Origin of the sequence: Candidatus Protofrankia datiscae, assembly GCF_000177615.2 — a bacterium.
Lineage (GTDB): Bacteria > Actinomycetota > Actinomycetes > Frankiales > Frankiaceae > Protofrankia > Protofrankia coriariae.
In genome coordinates, this window is the sequence record NC_015656.1 from 1,664,756 (window position 1) to 1,690,011 (window position 25,256).

Here is a 25,256-nt window from a genome sequence, read left to right on the forward strand (position 1 = left end):
TGGTGCTGTTCAGGAACGAACAGTTGTTTTATACTGAAATGACTGTGACCGTGGCCGACGGGGTATCACGGTCCTCAGTAAGTCGACAGGACGGAAGGGGCATGCTGTGACTGCATCAGAATCAGGCGGAAGTGCTCTTCTTGAGGGACGTACGGTTTTGATTACCGGCGCCGGCTCCGGTATCGGTAGAGCGACCGCGCACCTGGCGGCCGAGGCGGGCGCTCTCGTCATCGCGATCGACCTGAAAGGTCAGGACGAGACAGCCGCGGCCATCACCGAGGCCGGCGGCAGGGCCGAGGCCCGAGCCCTCGATGTCTCGGATGCCGCAGCCTGGCAGATCCTCGTGGACGACGTGATCGAGTCGCATGGCTCCATCCACGGGCTCGCCAGTATCGCCGGCATCGTGTCGGATGTCGACAGCCTGCTCTCGCAGACGGAAGAGGGCTGGGACCGCATTCTCGCCGTCGATCTCAAGGGTGTCTGGCTCGGTGCGAGGGCGGTGGTCCCGGCCCTGCTGGAAAACGGTGGCGGCAAGATCGTCAATATTGCGTCGACGGCGGGTCTCATTGGTATGCAGAATGTGCTCGCCTACTCCGCGGCCAAGGGTGGGGTCATCGCTCTGTCACGACAGGTGGCCGTCGAGTACGCCGCGCGCAACATCCAGATCAATGTCATTGCTCCAGGCGTCACCCAGACGCCCATGCTGGGCGATATCACGGAGGAGCTGCTCACCACGGTTACGGCGGCCACCCCGGCGGGCCGGTTGGGCCGGCCAGAGGACATCGGCAACCTGGTCGTCTACCTGCTGAGCCCGAAGAGCGACTTCATCACCGGCCAAGTCATCCCGGTGGACGGGGGCTGGACCGCCCAGTAGAAAAGAGCGTCGCCGCCGTTCGCCACCACGGTTGTCCCGCGAATTCCTGGCCGGGGCCGTTCACGCCGGCTCCGGTGGATCTCACGGGCACGGGTGCGCCAACCGGTGCGGTCCTCCTGATCCGGTGGGCGATGCCCATGCGCGGCACCCGGTCGCCAGCAGAGCTGGTAGGCGCTTTTCGGATGGCGCGTCCACAGGCGCTGGCCGACGGAGCGCTGGTCGCGGGGCCTGGTGGGCTGTACGGGCCTGGCGTGCCGCGCGCACGCCGCCGGCGCGGCAGCGTGCGCGACCTCGTACGACCTGACCGGCGCACCTCGCTCGTAGGTCGCATCCGGACCGGGCATCGGGTGTGTACGTTGCCGAGCCGAACAGGACACATCTTCCACGCCGTTCTTTCGCCTGTTACGAGTTCGTTTTTCAGGCCTGGCGTGGATGCGCCCGAAGGGCGCCGTAAATGCTCTTGGAACGCTGTCTTTTCGTGTGCTTTCCGGAATGTTTGACGGCGGCTGTCAGGTCGCGCGGAGAAGGCGACTGATCTAATCATGAATGATGCCGTGGAATTTTTCTGAGGCGCTCTGTCACGAGCGCCCACTAGTCCTGAAAACCTGTCGTCGGCCGATTCTGCCACTGCCGGACGGTCGTTTTCCCGCGGTGGTCGTGAGGGCTGGACAGGTGTTCCGTCCTCGCTGTCCGACGTCTGGTCGACAGGGGCTGTTGTGATGCGTTCGGGGCCGTAGTTCCTCTTGCCGGCACGAGTTCTGGCAGCGGGAGTCCCGTCGACGACGGTGCGGTGGATCCACGGAAGCGATGCACCGCCAAACTGATCAAGGAGACAGATGGCACAGCAGGTTGCAACCGGAGCAGGCAGCCACCGCTCAGGTTCCGGCACCATTACCGAGAGTGTTCTGACAAGGCTGCCACCACTTCTTCAGCGAGTGGTCGTCGACGTCGGACAGTGTGGGCAGTTACTCGGGCGGCTGGTGACCACGGCGGTACGCCAGCCGCGGGGGTACTGGGGGAGTACCCGTGACGAGATGTACGCGATGCTGCGTTTCTGCTGGCTGCCGTGCGTTCTCGCGGTCGGCGGCTTCACCTTCCTCATCGCGAACTACGCGTACGACCTGCTCAGCCTGCTCGGTGGGCAGAACCGGATAGGTACCTACTTCGTGATGGCGAGTATCCGAGAGATCTCGCCTTTCTGTACCGGAATGGCTGTCGCGGGGGTGATGGGAACCGCAATGGCCGCGGACCTCGGTGCCCGGCGCATCCGGGAGGAGCTCGACGCGCTGAAGGTGCTCGGTGTCGACTCGACACGGATGCTGGTGCTTCCTCGGGTGCTCGCCATCACGATCATGACGGTGGCCTTCACCATTATCGGCGGACTGCTCGGCATCATCATGGCCATGACCTCCGCGACCGTGTTCGGCACGACGTCCGTCGGAGGTTATTTTGCGAACTTCCTGTCGAGCCTGACCACTCCCGAACTGGTCGGTGTTGTGGTCAAGTCCACGCTGACCGGCACGTTCATCGGCGTTGTCTGCGCACAGAAAGGGCTCACCGTGCGCGGTGGGTCGGAGGGTGTCGGACGGGCTGTCAACGAGGCGGTGGTGCTGTGTTTCGCCGCCGTGTGGGTGATCAATTTCGTGCTGAACGCGACGATGCTGGGCCTGAATCCCGACATGTTGGTGAACCGGTGAAAGGGGGTCGACAATGACTGTGGCAGCAGACAGCGGCGGCGTCGCGGCGAAGCCGTCGACAGAGGCCGGCACCGGCAGCTTCGGTTCCTACACTGGTGAGGGGTCGCTGATACGCGACCTCGGTGAGATCGCCAGATTCACGGTCACCTCCGTGCGCCGTATGCCGGGTGTGCGGCACTATGGCTCCGAGGTGCTGCGACAGGCCGGTATAATGATCCTGTCCAGCTCCGGGATCATCTGGTTCATGATGGGGATGCTGGCCGCGGAGGCCTCGCTGGAAGGCCACTATCTCCTCAGCCAGCTGGGCGCCGGCAGCTATACGGGAGTGTTCACCTCGACCGCCGACTACACGGTCGCTCCCGAGATGTGGGGCTGGATTCTTTCGGCGAAGGTCGCCTGTGGGCTGGTCGCCGAGCTCGGGTCGATGCGGATCAGCGAGGAGATAGACGCGCTTGAGGTCATGGGCCTCGACCCGCACTCGTATCTCATCAGCACCCGGCTGCTCGCGGTCATCATCATCACGCCGTTCATGTTCATGATAGGTACCGGGATCATGTACGGCGTCCAGTACGTGTTGAACGTACACGTGTTCCACAGTGTGTCCGCGGGCGGTTATCTCTCCGTCTTCTGGGCCTTCCAGACCCAGCAGGACGTGCTGTTGTCACTGGCCATGGGCGCGATCATGGGAATGATGATTGTCACCGTCGGCTGCTACTACGGATACACGGCCAGTGGCGGGCCGGTCGGGGTCGGCAAGAACACGGCGAAGTCCATGGTGATCAACCTGGTCATCGTCAGCGTGGTCGGGGCGGTATTCCAGCAGATGTTCTTCGGGTCGCTGACACGCGCGCCCATCGGGTACTAGTGTCCTGAGTCGTTGATTCGCTGGCAGTAGGCGGCGAGGGTCTCGAGGATCTCGTCGGCGGTCTTGGCCCAGACGAACGGCTTCGGGTCCTTGTTCCAGGCGTTGATCCATCGGCGGATGTCGGCTTCGAGTTCGACGACCGAGCGGTGCGTCGATCGGCGCAGCTTGCGGGTGGTCAGCTCCGCGAACCAGCGCTCGACCAGGTTCATCCACGACGCCGAGGTCGGGGTGAAGTGCAGGTGGAAGCGGGGGTGGCGCAGCAGCCAGTTCTTCACCGCCGGGGTCTTGTGGGTGGCGTAGTTGTCCAGGACCAGGTGCAGGTCGTAGCCCTTCGGGACCGAGGAGTCGATCAGCTTGAGGAAGCGCAGGAACTCCTGGTGACGGTGCCGCCGGAAGGTCTGCGCGATCACCGACCCGGACGTCGGGTCGAGCGCGGCGAACAGGCTGGTCGTGCCATGGCGGACGTAGTCGTGGGTCATCCGCTGCGGGGTACCCGGCATCAGGGGCAGCACCGGTGCCGTGCGATCCAAAGCTTGCACCTGCGACTTTTCGTCGACGCAGAGCACGATCGCCTTCTCCGGCGGGTCGAGGTAGACCCCGACCACGTCACGGACCTTGTCCACGAACAGCGGGTCGGTGGACAGCTTCCACGTCTCGACCAGATGCGGCTTCAACCCGAACGCCCGCCACATCCGTGACACCGTCGACTGCGACAGCCCACTGGCCCTCGCCATCGACCGCGATGTCCAATGGGTATCGCCGTTCGGTGGCTTCTCCTCCAACGTCCTCGCGATCACCGCCTCGACCTGGGCGTCGGTGACCTTCCGAGGCGCTCCCGGACGTGCCTCGTCTGACAGGCCCTCCAGCCGGTCGACCGCGAACCGCTCCCGCCATTTCGCGACCGTTCCCCGGGTGATCCCGAGCTCGGCCGCGACCCCCGAGTTCGTCCCACCGTCCGCGCAGGCCAGCACGATCCGCGAGCGCAACGCCAGCGCCTGCGCGGTCTTCCGCCGTCGGGCCCAGCCCTCCAGCACCGCACGCTCAGCAGACGACAACTCGATGGGATCCGCGCTCGGGCCAGGCACCAGCCCATTCTATCTGCACACGAATCAACGACTCAGGACACTAGACCATGTCCGGCAGATGGTCGACCGTACGGGTGCCGCGCCCGTACGGACCGACGCCCATCAGATATGGAATGATGAGATGACCGACGCGATGCTGGCACAGTTCGCGTTCGCTGCCGTTTTCTTCGTTATCGGATGCTGGGGGCGACGACACGCCGCCGATCTCGTTTCTCGGGCTCTTTCCCGCGAAGCGCGGACGGCAAAGGAACAGTCGTTGCGCCGGGGAGCGCGCTACTGTCAGATCGTCGCGGCGCTCTTCATCCTGTTCGGCGCGACCGGGCAGACATTTCCGCTTGGCCTCCCATTCGACGGTTACATGTAACGGGAAATACGGATCGAAATACGGATCGTGATGGCAGTGCTGTCGACCAGATGCGAGCGGGACCCGGGCCGGGAGGCGCCCGCGCCAGTCCGGCGCGGGCGCCACGGCGGTGACAGAGCGCTTCCGCGCGCTCGGCTGACCTGCTTCAGGACGGCTCCCCTTCCTGTCTGGTGCCACGCGTCTTCCGGACGCTGGGACTGGTCGCGGCATGTCCCGACGTGCTGGGCTGGCGGGTGTGACGCGTGTTGTGCTGGCACCCGACAAGTTCAAGGGGTCGTTGAGCGCTGCCGAGGTGTGCGCGGCGTTGACCGAAGGGCTGCGCGTGGCCCGCCCGGATGTACGCACGGTGTCCCTTCCGGTGGCGGACGGCGGTGAGGGCACGGTCGAGGCCGCGCTGTCGGCGGGATACCGGCGGGTCGCGGTGACCGCGGAGGGGCCCACGGGTGAGCTCGTCGACACGGCCTACGCCGAGCGCGACGGCACCACGATCGTCGAACTGGCCGATGCCTGCGGCCTGCGCCGGCTGCCGGGCGGGCGTCCCGCGCCGCTGACGGCGTCCAGCTACGGAGCGGGGCAGGTGGTCGCTGCCGCTGTGCGTGCCGGCTGCCGGCGGGTGGTGCTCGGTATCGGAGGGAGCGCGAGCACCGACGGCGGCGCCGGGCTCGTCGAGGCGCTGGGTGCCATCCTGCTCCCCGCGGGCCCCGTGGAGCAGCGTCTCCGGGGCGGGCGTGCCCTCGCAGCCCTCGACGGTGTCGATCTGTCCGGGTTGGAGCCGCGGCTGCGTGACACCGAGCTGGTTGTCGCCTGCGACGTCGACAGTCCGTTGCTGGGCCCGCACGGCGCCGCTGCCGTGTACGGCCCGCAGAAGGGTGCCACACCGGACGATGTCGCCTTCCTGGAACGGGCGCTGGCCAGGTGGGCGACGGTCGTGGCGGTCGAGACCGGAACCGATCACCGGTGGGCCCCGGGGGCGGGCGCGGCGGGCGGTGTCGGCTTCGCCGCCCTGTCGCTGCTCGGAGCCCGGCTGTGTCCCGGGATCGACCTGATACTCGATCTTGTCGGTATTGACGACGCGCTGCGCGGGGCCGATCTGGTGGTGACGGGGGAGGGGTCGCTCGACGAGCAGACACTGCGTGGGAAGGCCCCGGCCGGGGTGGCGGCCCGGGCGCGTGCGGCCGGCGTACCGGTCGTCGCGGTGGCGGGACGCTCGCTGCTGGATCCCGCGGCGCTGACCGGCGCCGGTTTCTCGACGGTGCGCACCCTCGCCGAGCTGGAACCGGATGAGCGGGTGAGCCTGTCCCAGGCAGCTGACCTGCTGCGCCGTCTCGCGCCCCGACTGATCGATCGGTCCTGGCCGGATGGCCCGGCCTGTTCCGTGGCTGCTACCCGTCCCGCTGATCGTACGGAGGCCGGCGACGGAAGATGACCATTGCTGGGATGCCGACGGCGAGCAGCGCCGCGAACGCCGCGAATGGAAGGATGGCGCCGCCGGAGCCCCCCGTCCGGTCGGAGCGTAGGGACTGCGCTATCGCGTAGGCCTCCTCGGTGTTCTCCGTCGGCCTGACCTGCCCGGTCTGGACCGCCCGTACGGATTCGACCGGTTGCACGGCGAAGGTGTACCCGGTCGCACTGCTACCGACCCGGTCGAGGACGATGTTGCTGAACGTGTCCGGGTCGAGGATCGCGCGGATGGCGGATCTGCCGCGTGAGGTGTCCTGTCGGACGGCGTACACGCCTGGCACAAGGTCGTCGAACGCCCATTCTCCGGACGCGTCGGTGGTGGTCTCCCGCAGGACGGCCGTCCCGTCCGGGCTCGTGCCGGTCAGTTGGATGGCCACGTCAGGCGCGGCGGACTCGCCCGCGTCCTGTCGCCCGTCGCGGTCGGCGTCCAGGTAGGCGTTGCCGCTGATACTGGAGCGGGCCGAGGCGCCGAAGTCGCCGAACGGTCTGAGCAGATCGGCCAGCTGCCGATGACCTTCGCTGTTCGGATGGTAGATCAGGCTCTGGTCGAGGGCGAGGAAGCCGTCGAGGAACTCGTGTATCCAGCGGTTCGGATTTCGCTGGTCGACGGCAGGGTCCGGTTCGTGGCCGGCGAAACGGCATTTGACGGTGTCGACCACGGTGACGAAACGGCCCGGCGTACCGACCGAATCCGCCGGCAGGGCGTCCAGCGAGCAGCTGTGCGCGGCGGGGTCGGAGGGCCCGGTGAAACCCAACGAGCGGTTCACCGTGTCCGCGGCGGCGATCTGCATGCCGTCCCCGCGGTCGCCGAGTTCCCGGACCGCGGCGGACGGGTCGAAGACCGTCCCGTTCAGGGCGTCCTGTGCGCCTGGTGGCAGGTAGTGTTCCCGGCTGGACAGGTACGGGTAGGTGACCAGGGCCACCCGCCCCCCGGGCGGCATCCGCTCCCGCAGGCGGGTGAGCAGGGTGACCAGACGGCTCCGGACCTCCGTGAGGTCGTCCGTTGCCCGCTCGGTGAGCCGTTCGCATTCGGCGATGTCCCCGGCGGGTATCCCGAAGAGCTTCGGAACATCGAAGGCGAAGCAGCGCAACACGATGTCGGAGAACTGGACGTCGTTGCCGCCGATCGTCAGCAGGACCAGGTCGGTGTCCGCGCCGACCGCGTCGAGCTGCGGTGCGACCACCCGGGTGCACACGGCGGACGCGATGCCGTAGGTGACATCGACCGGGCCGATATCGGCGGTTTCCTCCGGCCCGAACCCGGACGAGCAGTCCCGCGACAGGCGGTCGGAGACGGCAGGATCGTTCGCGGTCTCGCCGCCGCGCAGTGGGGTCCGGTAGGTGTGCTGATCCATCCTGCGTGGGTTGAGAAGATCGTTCGTGGTGGCGCCGCTGCACGCCCGGTTGACATAGGTGACGTCGTATCCACGTTCGTCGCGCAGCCACTGGGCATATTGTTCGCCCCAGCTCACCGTCGAACGGTGGCATCCACGTGGTCCGTTTCCGGTGTCGTAGGTGCCGGCGCCCGCACCGTTCCCGGCGGCGTACGAATCGCCGAGCTGGACGATCGAAAGATGGGAGGTCACCACGTCCGCGGTGTTACCCGGCTCGGGAGTGGCGGTTGGTAACAGGGCGGCTGGTGACGGGGTGGCTGGCGACGCGGTAGCTGGCAACGGGGTGATTGGTAACGGAGCGGTTGGTAACGGGGCGGGCCGTGTGGTGGTGGCTGCGGTCGGTTCGGCGGCGGCTGGCCGCCCAGTCATGATCATGGCTGTGAAAAGGATCGTGGGGACGACGATCCTGGCGGTGATCCGGAAAACCGGCCCGCCCGTGCCGCGAAAAGGGAGTGATCGGCCTGTTTCCGCTCTTTCGGTCGCCCTCGATATGAGGACGGGTTCGCATCCGGCCACCGCGTCGCCCCCGAAGCTCGAGCCGTCAGTGGCGCACCTGGAAGCGGCACACCTGGAAGCGGCACACGTAGCAGTGCCGAATACATTTCGATACGAAGGGTAACCGACTCGGTCGTGACGGGCAAGCATGGCGCCGGGACGGGGATGCCGGGCCGGCGCCGGGGCGGGCGGCTCAGCGCCAAGGTGAGCAGGGATGCGGGCAGGGAGGTGGGCAGGCTGGCACCGGGGCGGGCGGGTCAGCGCCGACGGCGCAGGATGCGGTTGCCGAGCCGCGTGATCGGGTCGTATGCGGTGTCGACGACCCTTTCCTTGAGCGGTATGATGGCGTTGTCGGTGATCGAGATGTGCTCCGGGCAGACTTCTGTGCAGCATTTCGTGATGTTGCAGTACCCGATGTCGGCCTGTCCGCGCAGCAGATCTCGCCGATCATGTGTGTCCAACGGGTGCATTTCCAGTTCGGCGTACCGGATCATCAACCGTGGGCCGGCGAAGACGGGCTTGTTCTCCTCATGATCGCGGATGACATGGCAGACCGTCTGGCACAGGAAGCACTCGATGCACGTGCGGAACTCCTGGACGCGGTCGACGTCGGACTGCTTCATCCGGTGGTGCCCGTCGTCCCCTGCCGGTGCTCCCGGGGCGAACGCCGGCACCTGCGCGGCCTTCTCGTAGTTGTACGAGACGTCGGTGACCAGATCCCGGATCACCGGGAACGTCCGCAGCGGCGTCACCGTGACGGTGTCCGTGGGCGCGAACAGGTTCAGCCGGGTCATGCATGTCAGCCGGGGGCGGCCGTTCACCTCGGCGCTGCACGACCCGCACTTGCCGGCCTTGCAGTTCCAGCGGACGGCCAGATCGGGCGCCTGCGTCTGCTGGAGCCGGTGCAGCGCGTCCAGGACGACCATGCCCTCTTCGACACCGACCGTGTAGTCCTGGAGATCACCACTGTCGGCATCGCCCCGCCACACCCGCAGCGAAAGATCGTAGGCTGCCATCAGGAGCCCTTCCCACCGGCCGGTGCGCCCCGATCCGCCCGGGATTCCGCGCCGGCATCCTCGAACAATGCGGCCAGCTCCGGTGGCATCGCGGGCAGGGGCTCGGTGGTGAGCACGAGCCGCCCGTCGCGCAGCCGGAGCACGTGGTTCAGCGTCGCGAACGCCGGGTCCGCGGACGGGTAGTCGTCGCGGGTGTGCCCGCCGCGGCTTTCCCGGCGGGCCAGCGCGGCCGTGGTGATGCACTCCGCGACGGTGAGCAGCGATCCCAGGTCGAGGGCGAGATGCCAGCCCGGGTTGTACTGGCGGTGCCCGACGACCGCGACGTGCCGCGCGCGGGAGCGTAGCGTCTCGATCTCCTTGAGCGCCCGGACCAGCTCGGACTCGGTCCGGATGATCCCGACCAGGCGTTGCATCACGTCCTGGAGGTCGTTCTGGAGCTGGTAGGGGTTTTCCGGCGGATGGGACGGCGAGACGCTGGTCCTGGCGCTGTCCCTGGCGGAGGTGGTGCCCCTGGCGGAGCTGGCGGTGCCCTCGGCGGAGGCGGTGCCGGCCTGCACGGAGCCCGGGGTGAGGGCCGCCGCGAAGGGCGCGAGGGCCGCCGCGGCCGTCGCGTCGATCTGCGCGTCGTCGGCCACGGCCCGCTTGCGCGCCGGTAGCGACTGGGCGTAACGGGCCGCGTGCAGTCCTGCCCGCCGTCCGAAGACCAGCAGGTCGGACAGGGAGTTGCCGCCGAGCCGGTTGGAGCCGTGCATGCCGGCGGCGCACTCGCCCGCGGCGAACAGCCCAGGCACGGTCGCCGCGGCGGTCGACGGGTCGACCTTGATGCCACCCATGACGTAGTGGCAGGTCGGGCCGACCTCCATCGGCTCCCGGGTGATGTCGACGTCGGCGAGTTCGGTGAACTGGTGGTACATCGACGGCAGCCGGCGGCGGATGTACTCCGGGTCGCGGCGCGAGGCGATGTCGAGATGGACCCCGCCGTGCGGTGAGCCGCGGCCGGCCTTGATCTCGGCGTTGATGGCCCGCGCCACCTCGTCGCGGGGGAGCAGTTCCGGCGGCCGGCGGGCGGTCTTCTTGTCCGTGTACCAGCGGTCGGCCTCCTCCTCGGAGTCGGCGGTCTCGGCGGCGAAGACCGGTGGGATGTAGTCGAACATGAAGCGGCGCCCCTCGGAGTTGAGCAGCACGCCACCGTCGCCCCGGACACCTTCGGTGACGAGGATTCCCTTCACCGAAGGTGGCCAGACCATCCCGGTGGGATGGAACTGGACGAACTCCATGTCCATCAGCGCGGCCCCGGCCCACAGCGCGAGCGCGTGGCCGTCGCCGGTGTACTCCCACGAGTTCGACGTCACCTGGTAGGACTTGCCGATCCCCCCGGTGGCGAGCACCATTGCGGGCGCGTCGAAACGCACGAAGGTGCCGGACTCGCGCCAGTACGCGAAGGCGCCGGCGATCCGCCCGGCCACGCGCGCCGAGCCGCGTTCGCGCGCCGGGGCGGGCGCCGGGGCGGACAGTGCGTCGGGTTCGCCCGACGCCCGCCCGGCGCCCGGCGTATCCGCTGCCCCCGGCACGGTCAGCAGGCGTAACACCGTGCACTCCATGAAGACGTCGATCCTCTTGCTGATCAGCCGGTTCTGCAGGGTGCGGATCAGCTCGAGGCCGGTACGGTCCCCGACGTGCGCGAGCCGGGCGAAACGGTGACCGCCGAAGTCGCGCTGGAGGATCCGGCCGTCCGGCGTCCGGTCGAAGACCGCGCCCCATTCCTCCAGTTCCCAGACCCGTGCCGGGGCCTCCTCGGCGTGGATCCGGGCCATCTGCCACTGGTTGAGCATCTTCCCGCCGCGCATCGTGTCGCGGAAGTGCGTCTGCCAGTTGTCCTCGGGCCAGACATTGCCCATCGCGGCCGCGATACCACCCTCGGCCATCACGGTGTGGGCCTTGCCGAGCAGGCTCTTGCAGACGACGGCGACCCGGGCACCCTGCTCATGCGCTTCCAGCGCGGCCCGCAGGCCCGCTCCGCCCGCGCCGATCACGACGACGTCGTATGTGTGTCTTTCCGATGTGCTCATGGTTTATGTGGTCACCACCGCACGTTGTTCGCGGGATGCCTGGTTCACCAGGTGTCCGGCCGGCAGGTGTCCGGCCTGCGATGTACGTCTGATCCGTGCATGTCCGATCCGTGGGATGTACCCAGCCCGGTGGGGCGTCCGGTTCATGGGATTCATGGGATTCATGGGACGCCGGATCCGCGCCGGTCCTGGCACCGGCGGGATCCGGGCGGGTGCGCGGTGGCGACACCTCGGAGCGCCCGGCACCTCAGGCCACCCAGTGGTAGTCGTGCAGATGCCCTGCCGCGACCAGCCAGATGTAGAGGTCGGTTATCATGATCCACAGCAGGCTCGCCCAGGCCCACACCATGTGCCGCCGGTTGAGCGCCGACACCGCCTGCCACATCTGTCGGCGTATCGGATGCGCCGACAGCGTCCGCAGCCCGCCCCCGCACAGATGCCGGAAGGAATGGCAGGAAAAGGTGTAAAGACCCAGTAGGACCACGTTGACCATGAGCATGCCGGTACCGACCCCGACGCCGAAATGACCGTCGAAACCGAACGCCCCGACGGCCTCGTAGGCGAGCAGGCCGATGAACAGTACGCCGAAATAGAGGAAATAGCGGTGTACGTTCTGCATGATCAGCGGCAGCCGGGTCTCGCCGCTGTATTTCCGCCGGGCGTCCGGCACCGCGCAGGCCGGTGGCGCCCACCAGAACGACCGGTAGTACGCCTTCCGGTAGTAATAGCAGGTAAGTCGGAAACCGAGTGGAAAAATCAGGATCGGTATGGCGGGCGAGATCCAGGGAAGATCGCCGAAGAATCCGGAGCCGAGCGCGTCGCGCGGGCAGGAATCGGTCAGGCAGGGTGAATAGAACGGTGACAGGTACGGGTCGGCGTAGTAGGCGGCGTTCCGGAAGGCCGCCCACGTGCCATAGCCGACGAAGCCGGTGAGGACCGCCACTGTGACGGCGGGCGCCACCCACCAGTGGTCCTGCCGCAGGCTCGCCCGGGCCGCGCCGCCGCGGCCGGCGGCCATGCCGGCGGGTCCCTGACCGTCGGCACGGGTGTGCGTCTGCGTTGCCATAGCACTCCCCGCCCTTGTGAGGCCTCCGGAGCCGCGCAAGAGGAGCCATGGTCGCGTGGCCGTCGGTCTGCCGGCCCTACTGGGCCTTTCGGCCTGCCGGCCACCCGCCGTCAGCCGTTGGAGGCGCGATCAGGGTAACCCGAGTCGCTCGTGATCGCGCCTCCAGTGGTTACTTTCCGTGGTGGTGGTCGTGTCGTCGGTCGATACCGGCGTCAAGCTGTGGTCCGTGCTCCGGATCGCCGTCGCGGCGTCACACCCGGGCGCGTCGCCGCCGCGACGACACGGCGCGATACCGCTGCCAGCCGCCGGCGACGCCCTCGTCGTCGCATTCTGGCTGGAATTCCGACTCACCGTGGCGGGCCGGTACGAACACCGGCTCGGGGGATTCGCAGGTAGTGTCCGTCGGCGGTTTGTCGGAACTGTCGATTTCCGTCGGAATGGCAGTTTCGGCGGCCAGGTCGTCAATGTCCTCCATGACCCGGCGGACGTCCGCCGCCAGTCGGTCGGCAGCCCTTGAGTTCGGTGCCTGAATGCGCAGGCGCTGGATATGGCGTTGTGCTTCCTGAACCGCTGTGGTTACGGCAGAAAGCTCCCCCCGCAGGCTTGTCGACTGCACGATTCGCCACCTCCGTGGTACTCCGGTCACCGGTCGACGGTGGCCTGGACGGGTGTCCGTGTCCGTGGGAAACCACCGTGCCGGTCATGTGCATGAAATATTGCGTTCACATAGCAGTATGATCCGGATGATGGCGAACCGGCCAGCGGGACGGACTTTTTTCCCGTCTCGAAGTGCCTGAAGTCGGTCGCGGCCCCGTCAGCCCACGGCCTGGCTGGTCGTGGGCTAAGGTTGATCGGCCAGTGCCTGCCGCGCCACTGTGCCGACCGCAACCGCACTGACTGCCTCGGTACCGGCTGCCTCGGTACCGGCTGCCTCGGTACCGGCAGCCACGGCGCTGACAGCCACGGCGCTGACAGCCACGGCGCTGACAGCCACGGCGCTGACAGCCTCGGCCACGGCCGGCATCACGCGCTCGTCGAAGACGCTCGGCACGATGTGGAGCGGGTTGATCTCGTCCTCGCGCAGCACCGCCGCCAGCGCGTGGGCCGCGGCAAGGAGCATGTCCTCGGTGATGTCACGGGCCCGGGAGTCCAGCAGCCCCCGGAAGACGCCGGGAAAGGCCAGCACGTTGTTGATCTGGTTCGGCTCGTCCGAGCGGCCGGTCGCGACGACCGTCGCGTACAGCCGGGCGTCCGCGGGGTCGACCTCGGGGTCCGGGTTGGCCAGCGCGAAGACGATCGCGTCGTCGGCCATGGTCGCGATGTCCGCGCCGGTGAGGATGCCCGGCGCGGACACGCCGATGAACACGTCGGCGCCGATCAGGGCGTCCCGCAGCGTCCCGATGATCCTGCCCGGGTTGGTGTGCGTGCAGATCCACCGGCCGTTGTCGTCCAGGTCGTCGCGGGCCGGCGAGATGATCCCACCGATGTCGGACGCGATCACGCTGCCGCCCGCGCGGCCCGCGCCGGCTCGCAGCAGCAGACGCAGGATGGCCGTGCCCGCCGCGCCCGCCCCGCTGGTGACGATCCGTACGGAGCCCAGCGACCTGCCGACGATCCGCAGCGCGTTGGTGAGGGCGGCGAGAACGACGATCGCGGTGCCGTGCTGGTCGTCGTGGAAGACCGGTATGTCGAGCAGGCCGCGCAGCCGCCGTTCGATCTCGAAGCAGCGGGGCGCGGCGATGTCCTCGAGGTTGATGCCGCCGAAGACGGGCGCGAGCAGCGTCACCGTGCGCACGATCTCGTCGACGTCCTGGGTGTCGAGGCAGATCGGCCACGCGTCGATGTCCGCGAACCGTTTGAACAGCGCGGCCTTGCCCTCCATCACCGGGATCGCGGCGGTGGGGCCGATGTTGCCCAGGCCGAGCACGGCCGAGCCGTCCGAGACCACCGCGACGCTGTTGCGCTTGACCGTCAGCCGCCGGGCGTCGTCGGGCCGGTCGGCGATGGCCAGGCACACCCGGGCGACACCGGGGGTGTAGGCCATGGACAGGTCGTCGCGGGTCCGTAGCGCGACCTTGCTCGCGACTTCGATCTTCCCGCCGAGGTGCAGCAGGAACACCCGGTCGCTGACCCGCCGGACGACGAAGTCCGGCATGTGGCGCAGGGTCTCGGCGATGGCCTGTGCCTGCTCGCCGTCGACGCACAGGCAGGTCATGTCCAGCACGAGCCGGCCCGCGTGTGACTCCGCGACGTCGAGGGCGGTGACCACCGCGCCCAGTTTGCCGACGGCGGTGGTGATCTCACCGACGGTCTGTGACGATGCGGGTACGTCAAGGCGCACCGTTATCGAGAACGAAACGCTGGGGACGGCCACGAACGTGCTCCATCTGTCGTTCGAGCGACAACGTGGGCAGGTGCCCGCATCGATGCTCGCAGCCGCGGTCCCGAATCCGGCGTAGGCCAGGGCGTGGCAGCAAAGATCACAGGGAGTGGGGACGGCGGGAGCGGGGATATCCGGGGTGGGACGCCGGCCTTGCCCGGCCCGCGCAGGACGCGCCCGGCCCGGGACAGGATGCGCCGACCGGGCCGGGATACGCCGACCGGGTCGGAACACGATGGCCAGGACGCTGTGCGGTCAGGACCTGTGCGGTCAAAACGCGTCTTTGGAAACCAAAGGGAAAGTTTCCGGGCGATCTGGCGCTGGCCGGGACAGTTGGCGCTGGCAGGCGCCCGGGCAGCAGGTGATCAGCCGGTGGCCGACAACGTGCCGCCCGCCCGCCGGAACTGGTGGCCCCGGCGGGCGGCAGAAGAGCACCGCTTCCGTCCGGTCGGCCGTCGCCTGCCGCCGCCGCAGGCCGGTGGCAGGCAGGTCGGACAGGCGGACGTGGACAGCGGGCGGAAGCGTGGGGAGTTCCGGCCAGGACAGTCAGGACGTCGCGGGGCGGAAGCCGGACTCGGTGCTCTGCCCGGATGCCGTGGCGCCGCCGGCCTGCTCGCTCCGGCCGTTCTTCTCGCCGGCCTCGAGCACGGGGACGTGCCGGCTCGACGTCGCGGACACCTTCGACAGGCGTAGCTGCAGCACCCCGTCCGCGAGCCGGGCCTCGGAGCTTTCCGCGTTGACGTCCCCGGGCAGCCGTACGGCGTACTCGTACCGGCCGGTGCGGCGCGCCTGCTGGCGCATCACTCCGCTGCGCTCCCGCTCGGTGATCTCGGCGGCGATGGTGACCTCGTTCCCCCGGACGTCGATGTTGACGGCCGGTGCGGGCACACCGGGCAGGTCCGCGTCGATGAGGTAGGAGTCCTCGGTCTCCTCCACGTCGACCGCCGGCGCCCAGGAACGCCGCTCCCTGGCCGTCAGCTCCGGGAACGAGACGTCGAGCAGCCGTCCCATCCTCTCGTAGAGGTCGCCGAACTCGGCGAACGGGTCCCACCCGCGTCGGGCGAGGGGGCCCGGACGGCTGAGCACAGACGGAACGGTCATGGTCGATCACTCCTTCGCGGTTGTTCCTGGCGACTCACTGCTGGCGATGGGCCCGACGCGACCGGTGACAGGCAGTGGGACGCCGGCACGCGATGCCGATATGCCGGCTGGTGCGCCTCCCGGGGTGGACACCACCCCATACGGCTCCTTTCCGTTACCCGGGCAGGCAAACGGCGCCGGCGGCGGGATCCCGGCCCGGGAACCGGACGCCGCCGGACGCGGACCGGATGCCGCCGACGGAACGGGGCTGCCGGCGGAGCCGGGCTGGGTCAGAACACCGCTGTGCCGTGGACGGGTGACGACGCCCGGGCATGGTGGCGGCGTGGGATGCGCCCGGCCCGCGCGGCGAACCGTCCCGCGGTGACGCCGGCCGCCATCGCCGCCGCCATCAGGGCGGGATCCTGGGCGCGGGTCACCGCCGACGCCAGCAGGACGGCGTCACAGCCGAGTTCCATGGCCAGCGCCGCGTCGGAGGCGGTGCCGATCCCGGCGTCCAGGACGACCGGGACCTCCGCCTCGGCGACGATCAGCTCGATGTTGTGGGTGTTGCGGATACCGAGCCCGGTCCCGATGGGCGCGCCCAGCGGCATCACGGCCGCGCAGCCGATCTGCTGCAGGCGTCGGGCGAGCACCGGGTCGTCGTTGGTGTAGGGCAGGACGGTGAACCCCTCGGCGACCAGGCGTTCCGCCGCGTCGAGGAGTTCGACGGGGTCCGGCAGCAGGGTCTGCTCGTCCGCGATCACCTCGAGTTTCACCCAGTTCGTCTCCAGCGCCTCCCGGGCGAGCTCGGCGGTGAGAACGGCCTCGTGGGACGTGCGGCAGCCGGCGGTGTTGGGCAGCACCCGCACGCCGCAGCGGGCGAGCATGTCCAGCATGGAGCCCGGGGTGGTGGTGTCCACCCGGCGCATGGACACCGTGCACACGTCCGTGCCGGAAGCCCTGATCGCCGCTTCCATGACGGCGAGGCTCGGCGCGCCGCCGGTGCCCAGGATCAGCCGGGAGCCGAGCTCCTCACCGGCGATCGTGAACGCGTCGTCGGCCATGTCAGCCTCCCTGGGTGGCGGTCAGGATCTCCACGTGCTGGCCGGCGCGCAGCTCCAGGCTCTCCCACCGGCTGCGGGGGGCGACGACGCCGTCGACCGCGGCGGCGCTCCCGCGGCCGTTGGCGGAAACACTCATCATGATCATGAGTTGGTGCAGTGTGATCCCGGCCGGCACCTGCATGGCCTTGCCGTTCACGGTGAGAGTCATCTGACGTCCTCCCTGGTCGACCGGTTCTCGACGGCCTGGTCCCCGGCGTGGTCGACGGCATGGTCGAACCGGGCCGGGGTGAAGGCAGCGACCTCGTCGGGCAGGGCACCGTCCGCCAGCAGGCCGGCGATGGCGTCCGCCGTCACCGGGGTGAGCAGCACACCGTTGCGATAGTGGCCCACGGCGAGCAGCAGCCCGGGTAGTCGGGATGGGCCGATCAGCGGCGCATTGTCCGGTGAGGCGGGCCGCAGGCCGGTGCTGACCTCCTCCAACTCCGCCTCGCCCACCCCCGGGACGAGGGCCTGGGCGTCCCGGAGCAGCTCGTACACGGCGCCCGCGCGGGGCCGCAGGTCGAAGCCGGCCTCCTCGCTGCTGGCCCCCACCACGATCCGGCCGTCGGCGCGGGGCACCAGGTACACCGGGTGGCCGCGCACCGTGCCCCGCAGCACACAGGTCAGCAGCGGCGGCCCGACGGTACGCAGCCGCAGTGTCTGGCCCTTGACCGGGCGGACCGCCGGCAGCACCCCGGACGGCAGCCCGTCGATCTGGCCCGACCACGCTCCGCAGGCGAGGACGACCACCGGCGCGGTCAGCTCGGTGCCGTTGGCCAGCTCCAGCCCGACGACCCGGTCGCCGCGCAGCAGCCACCGCCGCGCGGCGGTGGGAAGCAGCGTCACCCCCTCGGCCGCGCAGGCCCGCAGCAGCGCGCCGTGCAGGAGCCGGTTGTCGATCTGGTGATCGTCGGGTGCCGACAGCGCGCCGGCCAGGCCGCTCGCCGACGCCGGGACGCGGGCGCGCAGCTCGCGCCGGGTCAGCAGCTCGGTGCGCAGGCCCAGCGAGCGCGCGAAGCCGTGGATGTCGCGCAGACCGGCCATGTCCGCGCTGTCCCAGGCCGCGACCAGCGTCCCGCAGCGCAGGTAGCCGACCTCGGTGCCGCTGCTGCGCTCCAGCTCCGCGACAAACGTGGGGTAGCGCTGTGCCGACGCCATGTTCAGCGCGAGCAGGGGCTGCTCGCCGTAGTGGAGCTCGCTGAGGGGGGCGAGCATGCCCGCGGCCGTCCAACTGGCGCCCGATCCCGGCGCGGGATCGACGACGGTGACGGTCAGTCCGCGCAGACGCGCACGCCACGCCACGCCGAGCCCGATCACACCGGCGCCGGCGACGATGACGTCCGGCCGGGACCCCGGCGCACCCCGGTCGCGGGCCCCGGCTGCGCGTGCCGGCGCGACGGCTGCGCCTGGCGGCATGATGGCTGCCGGCATGAGCCTCCTTATACACTTGGGGTGTCGTTGTCCTCACCGATACCGCTCACCCGATACTGTCAGCCTCAATCGCAAGTTTGGCCTGTCCCGCAGCGGTGGGCAGCGGAAAGACATCCCGTCGATGGGTGAGGCGCCTGTCATGGGCTGAATCATTATGATCGGATTTATCGTGGTGGTACCGGGCGCGGCGGTACCGAACAAGGAGATACCGGATATCGTGGTACTGCCTGACGGCGCTCCGCATTTAGCCTGTGCCCGACGAGCCTGTGCCCGACGGCTGCCGGTGGACGGGGGCGTTGGCCCACGCGGCCGGCGATCCACCGCAGGCGGCCTGGCCGGGGAGACGGCCCGTCCGGCCCGTCCGGCCCGTCCGGCCCGTCCGGCCCGTCCGGCCCGTCCGCTGCCGGCGGTGGCCGGCGGGTATCTGACATGATCGACGGTTACGGGCTGCTGGAGCCGATCGGCTACGGTGGGTTCAGCACGGTCTACCTGGGCCGACAGGAGATTTTCGACCGCCGGGTCGCGGTCAAGGTGATGAACGCCGTCCTCGCCGACCCGGACGCGAAGCGGCGGTTCCTGCGTGAATGCCGGGTGACCGGGCGCCTGACCGGCCATCCGAACATCATCTCGGTTTTCGACGCTGGGACGACCCGGGACGGGCGTCCCTACATCGCGATGGAGTATGTCTCGGGCGGGTCGCTGGCCGACCGGCTGGCCGACGCCGGGCGGCTGGACGCCGACGAGGTGCTGCGCGTCGGTGCGCAGGTGGCCGACGCCCTCGTGACCGCCCACCGCCACGGCGTCCTGCACCGCGATCTCAAACCGGCGAACATCATGATCCGCGAGTCCGGGACCGCCGTGCTCAGCGACTTCGGTATCGCCGTGGTCGAGAACGCGGCGGAGAACACGACCGCGTCGGTGGCGTTCACGCCCCGCTACGCGTCGCCCGAGGTGCTCCAGGGTGGGGAGCACAGCGTTGCCTCCGACATCTTCGGGTTCGGCGCCACCCTCTTCACGCTGCTGGCCGGACAGCCACCGTTCACCGGCCGGATGCCGACGCAGCTGCTGCGGGAGATGCTGGCCGGGCCGCCACCGGCGCTGCCCGACGAACTGGCCGACAACGTCCCCGACGAGCTGGTCGCGCTGGTGCGTCGGACCCTCGCCGCCGCGCCGGACCAGCGTCCCGCCACCGCCGCGGGTGTGCTAGCGGAACTGCGCGCGATAGAGGCCGCTCGCGGCGGCCAGGTCGGCGCGCCCGTCTCCGCGGACGATCCGAAGAAGACGTCGACGGTCACCGGCCGGCTCGCGGATCCCGTTCCCCGGCTGCCGCGGCCCGCCGCACCGCCTGGCGGGACGAGCACGGCACCGACCCTGCCACCACGCCCAGGCGCGGGTCACGTCGCCGGTGGGAACGTGCCACCGGTCGGGCCGGCAGCCGACATCCCCAAGCCGCCCACCGTGGATCCGGCTGCTGTAGACCCGTCCACCACAGATCCGGCCGCCGCGGGCCGTGTCTCCCCGGCACCCGCCGCCACGGGCGCGGCCGGCGGCCCTGCCAGCGTGGACTCTGCCTCTGCCGGCGTGGCTGGCTCCGCTTCTTCGCAGCTCGCCGCGGCAGCGGTCGTGGCCCCGACGCCGGCCGAGCCGGCGTCCGCCACGTCGGCGGTCGTCCCGGAACCCGTCGTCCAGGAGCCCGTCGCCCCAGAATCGGTCATCTCGGAGCAGGTTGTCCCGGGCTCCGCCGAGCCGGTGGCGGTCACGGCGGCGGCTGGCACCGCCGAGCCCGTCGTGCCGGCCGCCGCCGGGCCGGGGAAGCGCCGCCGTGTGCTGGGCGTGCTGGTACCGGTGACAGGCGGCTTCGCGGTGGCGGCACTGCTGCTGTTGCTGTTACCGGGGGTCGGGCTGCGTTCCCCAGCCCCGAGGGTGACCATCTCGGCGGCCCCGCCGTCCGCGCCGGGCGGTGCCACCCCCACCGCGTCCGCTGCCGCCTCGGCTGCCCCGGCCGTGTCGGCTTCCCCCGCGGGGACGCCCGCCGCGGGAGCGTCCGGCGCCGTGCCGGTCGCCCCGGCGGCGCCCGGTGCCGCGGGGCCAGGCCCGACGGCATCCGGCGCGGGGCCGCCGGGCAACCAGGTGCCGAACACGGGGGTACCGGTGGTCCCGCTGCCTCCCCCCGCGCCTTCGCCGGCGCCCAGCAGCGCTGTCCCGTCACAACCGGATCCCGCGGAAAGCTGCACCCCTCGTAACCGAAACGTCACGGACTACGCTGGACGGACCTTCCCCACGTACAACTGCCGTACCTACGCCGGTTCGGCCGTCTACGCCAACGTCCGGGCCGCGCAGGAGTCGGAGGATCTCGACGACAGCGGCTACATGAACGCCGCGTCGGCCGTCTGGGTGGTCTGCCAGCTGCGGGGTCGGGCGAATCCCGTGGTGCAGGGCAACACCAACACCTGGTGGCTGTACACCCAGGGTGACAGCTCCCGGCCCAACACCCACGGGTACACGGTCGCCTGGGGGTATCTGCCGGCGACCGTGGTGGCCCAGGGAGGGCAGAACGAACCGATTCCCGGGGTGCCCACATGCTCGTCGTACCTGTAGGCCCGGGTGCCGGCAGACCCGGCGCCGGGGCCGCTGTTCCCGTTCCGCGGGGCGTCCCGGCGGCGGTCAGACCGGCGGCTGTGGAACCCCTGCCCGGTGTTTCGCTCCACGGCCGCTGTCCCGTCCCACGCCCCGAGGGTTTCGCCAGGCCCGGGAACGGTGTGGGAAGGTGTCCGGCATGACGTACCTGCCAGGCGTCGAGGAGGTCGAGGAGGCGGCGTCGTGGTGGCCGACCCGACCGGCCGGGCGTGTCGGGCGGGCCGGGAACGTGGTTGGGCGGGCCGGGAACGCCGGGGTGGCGGGTTTCGCCCGGGCGGCCGCGGGCGCCGGTGCCGCCGCGCTTCTCACCCACGCGGTCCCCTCGGTGGCCACCCTGCGCCGGCTGCGAACCCAGCTGATGCCCGCGCTCGCCGGGATCGGCGCGCCGGACCATGTGGCGCTCACCTTCGACGACGGTCCGGACCCGGCGTCCACCCCGCTGTTCCTCGACGTGCTGGCCGAACTGGACCTGCGGGCGACCTTCTTCGTTCTCGGGACGATGCTGGAACGCGCGCCGCACCTGGCCGAGCGGATGGTGGACGCCGGCCACGAGCTGGCCGTCCACGGCTGGGACCACCGGCCGATGTTGCTGCGCGGGCCGCGCTCCACCTACCGGCAGCTGTACCGGACCCGGGAACTGATCACGACGCTGACCGGGCGGCCGCCGCGGTTCGTCCGGCCGCCGCACGGCATCCTGTCCGCGGGGTTCCTCCTCGCCGCCCGCAGGCTGGAGCTGACCCCGGTGCTGTGGACGGCCTGGGGCCGGGACTGGACGTCGACGGCCACGCCGCTGACCGTTCTCGACGCCCTCACCCCGGACCTGCGCGGTGGTGGGACCGTCCTGCTGCACGACAGCGACTGCACGTCCGCGCCGCAGGCGTGGCACAGCGCTCTCGGCGCCCTGCCCGAGTTTGCCGCCCGCTGCCACGACCGGGGCCTGCGTCTCGGCCCGCTGGCCGAGCATGGCCTGCGCCCTGGCCCGCTGGCCGAGCACGGCCTTCGCCCTCCCGGCCCGTTGGCCACACACGGCCCTCGCGCCTCCGAAGCGCCGGCCGGGTAACGCGAACCCGTCCCGGAATCACGTGATCGAATTCTGTTGAATCACGAAGCGGGAGAACAAATGCGCTGGCAGCCGTTTACGTACTCGTTTTTCTGGCAGTTGCTTTTCTGGCTGGAATTTCCTGGTTGAAACTGTGGAAGAGAGTGGGGGACGCGGGGCTGTCCGGCCGGTGCGCTGGCGCGGCGCGGGCCACCGGCCCGGCGGGTCAGTGGCCCGGGGACGTCAGGTTGGTGGGTACAGCGAGTAGCCGGGGAAGTTGCCGTACAGTCGCTCCCCGGGATCATCGCCCACGGTGACGGCGTGCACGAGGTGGTCGCCGCCGACGAAGGCCCCTTTCCAGGACGCGCCGCGGCCGCCGAACGGCTCGTCCCGGTCGCCCCGGGACCGCGGCTTGTTGATACCGATCTTGAATGCCTGGACCTCGCCGCTGAGCCGTCGGGCAAGCGTCTCGTCGTCGCAGGCGAGCGAGGCGACCAGCGCGCCGTTGGAGGCGTTCATCGCGGCGAGGAGCTCGGCTTCGGAATCGACCACCACGATCGTGTCCACCGGGCCGAACGGCTCGGCATGGTGCAGCGCGCACGACGGCGGGGGAGCGAGGATGGCCACCGGCGGCACATAGGCCGAGGTGTCCTGCCCGGGCACGAAAGCGCCGTCGGCGATCGTCCCCCGGTACAGCGGCACGCCGCCCTTGCTGACCGCCTCGTCGATCTTCCTGGCGAGATCGGCGGACTTCACCGCGCTGATGACGGGCCCGTAGTCGAGTTCGGGCAGGGGATCGTCGTCGTGCGCGACGGCCAGCGGATGCCCGAAGCGCACCGACGCGACCACGGGCAGGTAGGCCGCGAGGAACTGGTCGAAGAGCTGGCGCTGGACGACGTAACGGGGGTACGCGGTGCAGCGCTGCTTGCCGTACTCGAAGCCCTTCTTCAGGTGCGCGGCCAGCAGGTCCCACTGGGAGAACTCCCAGATGCCCCAGGTGTTGAGGCCCTCCTGCTCCAGGAAGTGCCGCTTGCCGGTGTCGACGAGCGCCGCGGCGACCTGACCGCCCGCGGAACGCCCGCCGACGAACGCCAGGCAGCCGATCTCCGGTGCCCGCACCAGTGCGCTCGACAGCCGGGAGCCGGACCCGGACACCAGCGCCACGGGGAGCCCGGCGCGGTGCGCCAACGCGCAGGCGAGAGTCAGGCAGGCGGCCCCGCCGTCGGTCGGGGTCTTGGCGATCGCGGCGTTGCCGGCGAGGACCTGGACGAGCATGGCGTGCATGAGCACGCTCATCGGGTAGTTCCAGCTCGCGATGTTGCTGACCGGGCCGGGCAGCGGGCCGCGCCCGTCGATCATCCGGTCGATCTCCTCGACGTACCAGCGGACGCCGTCGAGCGCGCGGTCGACGTCGGTGCGCGCCAGCCGCCACGGCTTGCCGATCTCCCAGACCAGCAGCAGCGCGAGCAGGTCACGGTGATCGTCCATGGAGTCCACCGCGGCGGTGACCCGCGCCCTGCGCTCGGCGACCGGTACGTCACGCCAGTGTTTGTGGTCGTCGAGGGTGGCGCGGATCGCCTCGCGCGCCTCGTCCGGCTCGATCATCGGCGGGCCGGCGATGGAAGATCCGTCAACGGGGGTGACGCTGCGCAGTGGTTCCCCGGTGCGGCGCCACTGGCCGCCCCACAGGTTGCGCAGCCGGTCCGGGTCGAAGGCCTCGGGCGCGGCCTCGTGACATCGGGCGTACGCCTCGGACCAGCTCTTACCAGGCTTGATGTGATGGTGGAGCGTGTTGCAGGAAGGTGTGACCATGAACACAGGTTGCCCGTGATCGGCCATGAGTGCCACCAGCACCACGCCTCGAAGTGGCGAACGGCGGGAGTCCGGCCGTGAACGACGGTGGCATGTCGGGCGTTCGGGCAACGGCGGCGAGTATCGCCATCTGAGCGCCCGAACTATTACACAGAGTAGTCGTCACTGAGAGGGTCCCGGTGTCGAATTCACTCCCGCAGGCCTGTTGGTCCCGGTCGCAGGCCCGATGGGGGATGCGTCATATGCCCAGTTCGGGGTTGATGATTCACCCCCTTCGTGGGTATGGTGACGGTGTGTCGTCAGCGTCATAGCAAGCTGGTGGCGCGTATCATTCCGATATGTCGGAAGCGGTATCCGTGCATGACTCGATCGGTGCCGGTGTGGAGACACGGCTCTGTGTAAGTAGCCCATCACATAGAGTGGGCACATGCGTCGATCGCAGTTTGTCCGTCCGGCAGCCCGTTGTTGGACCATCCGTGCCAGATAGCTCCGATCTGTGATGATGATTGGTGTTCTGCCACCTGTGGCACCTCAGTCCGAGCCCATCCGGGTGCTCGTGGTCGACGACCACGAGCTGTTCCTCCAGGGTCTGGAGACCGTTCTCGATCTTGAAGAGGACATCACCGTCGTCGGTCGCGCCGGCGACGGCCGGCAGGCTGTCACGATAGCCACGGGGACCACGCCGGACATCGTCCTGATGGACGTCCGGATGCCGTACCGCGACGGCATCGACGCCGCGAGCGCGATCAAGCGTGAGGTGCCGACCGCGAAGATCGTAATGTTGACGGTCAGCGACGACGAAGCTGATCTTTTCGAGGCGATCAAGGCGGGGGCGGTCGGTTACCTCCTGAAGTCCATCCCGCCGCACGAGGTGGCCAGCGCGGTCCGCGCGGTGCACAACGGGCTGAGCCTGATCAGCCCGTCGATGGCGTCCAAACTCATAGTCGAGTTCGCCGCGCTCGCCCGCGGTTCCGACGACCGGCCCAGCCGGGTACCCGCCCCCCACCTCACCGCCCGCGAACTGGAGGTCCTCAAACTGGTCGCGGAGGGACGGGCCAACCGGGAGATCGCCCGGAAGCTGTTCATCAGCGAGAACACGGTCAAGAACCACGTCCGCAACATCCTGGACAAACTGCAGCTGCACTCGCGGATGGAAGCCGTCATGTACGCCGTCCGGCAGGGCCTCTTCGAGATCGAATAAAGCGAGATCGACCGGAGCGGGGTCGACCAGAGGCTTTCCCCGGATCGTGCTTTCCGTGCGGCTCGCCGGCCCCTGCCTCGCGGGTCGGTCGTGTGTGCGGCCGAGGTGTCACGGGCCGGTGCCACGGGCCGGGGAAGCGTGGGAGACACATGCGGCGCATGGGCTGGTCCGACCCGTTCGGATGGCT

General features: G+C 69.6%; 20 protein-coding genes. 7 read left to right on the forward strand and 13 right to left on the reverse strand.

What is annotated here, in order from left to right; translation table 11 throughout:
* The first annotated feature begins 106 nt into the window (after positions 1–106).
* The 3 genes from FSYMDG_RS06940 (at position 107) to FSYMDG_RS06950 (ending at position 3,436) form a co-directional block, all read left to right on the forward strand.
* Complete coding sequence (locus tag FSYMDG_RS06940) at positions 107–874, forward strand: SDR family NAD(P)-dependent oxidoreductase (protein ID WP_013872859.1); 768 nt, start codon at positions 107–109, stop codon at positions 872–874.
* A gap of 836 nt (positions 875–1,710) precedes the next feature.
* Entirely contained in the window at positions 1,711–2,571 is an 861-nt protein-coding gene (locus FSYMDG_RS06945; RefSeq protein WP_013872860.1) for an MlaE family ABC transporter permease, read from the forward strand.
* A 13-nt stretch (positions 2,572–2,584) separates the two neighbouring features.
* Complete coding sequence (locus FSYMDG_RS06950) at positions 2,585–3,436, forward strand: ABC transporter permease (protein ID WP_013872861.1); 852 nt, start codon at positions 2,585–2,587, stop codon at positions 3,434–3,436.
* Here the strand turns inward: FSYMDG_RS06950 and FSYMDG_RS06955 are convergent.
* Together FSYMDG_RS06955 and FSYMDG_RS25930 are read right to left on the reverse strand one after the other, a co-directional pair.
* Positions 3,433–4,521: an IS630 family transposase gene (locus FSYMDG_RS06955; RefSeq protein ID WP_013871712.1), complete on the reverse strand. Its 1,089-nt coding sequence runs from the start codon at positions 4,519–4,521 to the stop codon at positions 3,433–3,435. The genes FSYMDG_RS06950 and FSYMDG_RS06955 overlap by 4 nt on opposite strands.
* Positions 4,522–4,561: 40 nt before the next feature.
* Positions 4,562–5,062, reverse strand: a complete 501-nt coding sequence (locus tag FSYMDG_RS25930) for a hypothetical protein (protein ID WP_157490986.1) — start codon at positions 5,060–5,062, stop codon at positions 4,562–4,564.
* 31 nt (positions 5,063–5,093) lie between these two features.
* Here FSYMDG_RS25930 and FSYMDG_RS06965 point away from each other — a divergent pair, with 31 nt between their 5' ends.
* A complete protein-coding gene (locus tag FSYMDG_RS06965) occupies positions 5,094–6,311 on the forward strand; it encodes a glycerate kinase (protein WP_013872862.1) in 1,218 nt (405 codons plus the stop codon).
* On the opposite strand, the gene FSYMDG_RS06970 is transcribed toward FSYMDG_RS06965, so the two are convergent.
* From FSYMDG_RS06970 to thiO, 10 genes are all read right to left on the reverse strand, one after another.
* Entirely contained in the window at positions 6,268–7,932 is a 1,665-nt protein-coding gene (locus tag FSYMDG_RS06970; protein WP_165440842.1) for an SdrD B-like domain-containing protein, read from the reverse strand. The genes FSYMDG_RS06965 and FSYMDG_RS06970 overlap by 44 nt on opposite strands.
* Before the next feature lie 560 nt (positions 7,933–8,492).
* The gene (locus tag FSYMDG_RS06975; RefSeq protein ID WP_013872864.1) at positions 8,493–9,251 is read right to left on the reverse strand and encodes a succinate dehydrogenase/fumarate reductase iron-sulfur subunit; all 759 of its coding nucleotides are present in this window, start codon (positions 9,249–9,251) and stop codon (positions 8,493–8,495) included.
* Positions 9,251–11,320 (reverse strand): fumarate reductase/succinate dehydrogenase flavoprotein subunit, encoded by a 2,070-nt coding sequence (locus FSYMDG_RS06980; RefSeq protein ID WP_013872865.1) that lies wholly within the window; start codon positions 11,318–11,320, stop codon positions 9,251–9,253. Before FSYMDG_RS06980 ends, FSYMDG_RS06975 begins: the two co-directional genes overlap by 1 nt.
* 247 nt (positions 11,321–11,567) lie before the next feature.
* Positions 11,568–12,386, reverse strand: coding sequence for a hypothetical protein (locus FSYMDG_RS06985; RefSeq protein ID WP_013872866.1), 819 nt, complete (start codon positions 12,384–12,386; stop codon positions 11,568–11,570).
* Positions 12,387–12,636: 250 nt separating this feature from the next.
* Complete coding sequence (locus FSYMDG_RS25935; RefSeq protein ID WP_013872867.1) at positions 12,637–13,002, reverse strand: hypothetical protein; 366 nt, start codon at positions 13,000–13,002, stop codon at positions 12,637–12,639.
* A 225-nt stretch (positions 13,003–13,227) separates the two neighbouring features.
* A complete protein-coding gene (locus FSYMDG_RS06995) occupies positions 13,228–14,760 on the reverse strand; it encodes an NAD-dependent malic enzyme (protein ID WP_013872868.1) in 1,533 nt (510 codons plus the stop codon).
* Positions 14,761–15,312: 552 nt separating this feature from the next.
* Positions 15,313–15,867, reverse strand: coding sequence for an Hsp20/alpha crystallin family protein (locus tag FSYMDG_RS07000; protein ID WP_013872869.1), 555 nt, complete (start codon positions 15,865–15,867; stop codon positions 15,313–15,315).
* Between the two features lie 269 nt (positions 15,868–16,136).
* Positions 16,137–16,910, reverse strand: a complete 774-nt coding sequence (locus FSYMDG_RS07005; protein WP_013872870.1) for a thiazole synthase — start codon at positions 16,908–16,910, stop codon at positions 16,137–16,139.
* A 1-nt stretch (position 16,911) separates the two neighbouring features.
* Positions 16,912–17,118 (reverse strand): sulfur carrier protein ThiS, encoded by a 207-nt coding sequence (gene thiS, locus FSYMDG_RS07010; protein ID WP_013872871.1) that lies wholly within the window; start codon positions 17,116–17,118, stop codon positions 16,912–16,914.
* Entirely contained in the window at positions 17,115–18,380 is a 1,266-nt protein-coding gene (thiO, locus tag FSYMDG_RS07015; RefSeq protein WP_013872872.1) for a glycine oxidase ThiO, read from the reverse strand. Before thiO ends, thiS begins: the two co-directional genes overlap by 4 nt.
* A gap of 429 nt (positions 18,381–18,809) precedes the next feature.
* Here thiO and FSYMDG_RS22855 point away from each other — a divergent pair, with 429 nt between their 5' ends.
* Complete coding sequence (locus FSYMDG_RS22855) at positions 18,810–20,978, forward strand: serine/threonine-protein kinase (protein WP_013872873.1); 2,169 nt, start codon at positions 18,810–18,812, stop codon at positions 20,976–20,978.
* A gap of 178 nt (positions 20,979–21,156) precedes the next feature.
* The gene (locus tag FSYMDG_RS07025) at positions 21,157–22,077 is read left to right on the forward strand and encodes a polysaccharide deacetylase family protein (protein ID WP_013872874.1); all 921 of its coding nucleotides are present in this window, start codon (positions 21,157–21,159) and stop codon (positions 22,075–22,077) included.
* A 222-nt stretch (positions 22,078–22,299) separates the two neighbouring features.
* Here FSYMDG_RS07025 and FSYMDG_RS07030 read toward each other — a convergent pair whose 3' ends face one another.
* Entirely contained in the window at positions 22,300–23,895 is a 1,596-nt protein-coding gene (locus FSYMDG_RS07030; RefSeq protein WP_013872875.1) for an aldehyde dehydrogenase family protein, read from the reverse strand.
* A gap of 472 nt (positions 23,896–24,367) precedes the next feature.
* On the opposite strand from FSYMDG_RS07030, the gene FSYMDG_RS07035 reads away from it, so the two are divergent.
* A complete protein-coding gene (locus tag FSYMDG_RS07035; RefSeq protein ID WP_013872876.1) occupies positions 24,368–25,069 on the forward strand; it encodes a response regulator in 702 nt (233 codons plus the stop codon).
* The last annotated feature ends 187 nt before the right edge of the window (positions 25,070–25,256 follow it).

Excerpts from the sequence above, each read along its gene's own strand:
- FSYMDG_RS07005 (WP_013872870.1), bottom strand. The coding sequence starts at position 16,910 with ATGGCCGACGACGCGTTCACGATCGCCGGTGAGGAGCTCGGCTCCCGG.
- FSYMDG_RS07025 (WP_013872874.1), top strand. The coding sequence starts at position 21,157 with ATGACGTACCTGCCAGGCGTCGAGGAGGTCGAGGAGGCGGCGTCGTGG.
- FSYMDG_RS06965 (WP_013872862.1), top strand. The coding sequence starts at position 5,094 with ATGTCCCGACGTGCTGGGCTGGCGGGTGTGACGCGTGTTGTGCTGGCA.
- FSYMDG_RS22855 (WP_013872873.1), top strand. The coding sequence starts at position 18,810 with ATGATCGACGGTTACGGGCTGCTGGAGCCGATCGGCTACGGTGGGTTC.
- FSYMDG_RS06975 (WP_013872864.1), bottom strand. The coding sequence starts at position 9,251 with ATGGCAGCCTACGATCTTTCGCTGCGGGTGTGGCGGGGCGATGCCGAC.
- FSYMDG_RS07035 (WP_013872876.1), top strand. The coding sequence starts at position 24,368 with ATGATGATTGGTGTTCTGCCACCTGTGGCACCTCAGTCCGAGCCCATC.
- FSYMDG_RS07030 (WP_013872875.1), bottom strand. The coding sequence starts at position 23,895 with ATGGCCGATCACGGGCAACCTGTGTTCATGGTCACACCTTCCTGCAAC.
- FSYMDG_RS06945 (WP_013872860.1), top strand. The coding sequence starts at position 1,711 with ATGGCACAGCAGGTTGCAACCGGAGCAGGCAGCCACCGCTCAGGTTCC.
- FSYMDG_RS06985 (WP_013872866.1), bottom strand. The coding sequence starts at position 12,386 with ATGGCAACGCAGACGCACACCCGTGCCGACGGTCAGGGACCCGCCGGC.
- thiS (WP_013872871.1), bottom strand. The coding sequence starts at position 17,118 with ATGACTCTCACCGTGAACGGCAAGGCCATGCAGGTGCCGGCCGGGATC.
- thiO (WP_013872872.1), bottom strand. The coding sequence starts at position 18,380 with ATGCCGGCAGCCATCATGCCGCCAGGCGCAGCCGTCGCGCCGGCACGC.
- FSYMDG_RS06980 (WP_013872865.1), bottom strand. The coding sequence starts at position 11,320 with ATGAGCACATCGGAAAGACACACATACGACGTCGTCGTGATCGGCGCG.
- FSYMDG_RS07000 (WP_013872869.1), bottom strand. The coding sequence starts at position 15,867 with ATGACCGTTCCGTCTGTGCTCAGCCGTCCGGGCCCCCTCGCCCGACGC.
- FSYMDG_RS06950 (WP_013872861.1), top strand. The coding sequence starts at position 2,585 with ATGACTGTGGCAGCAGACAGCGGCGGCGTCGCGGCGAAGCCGTCGACA.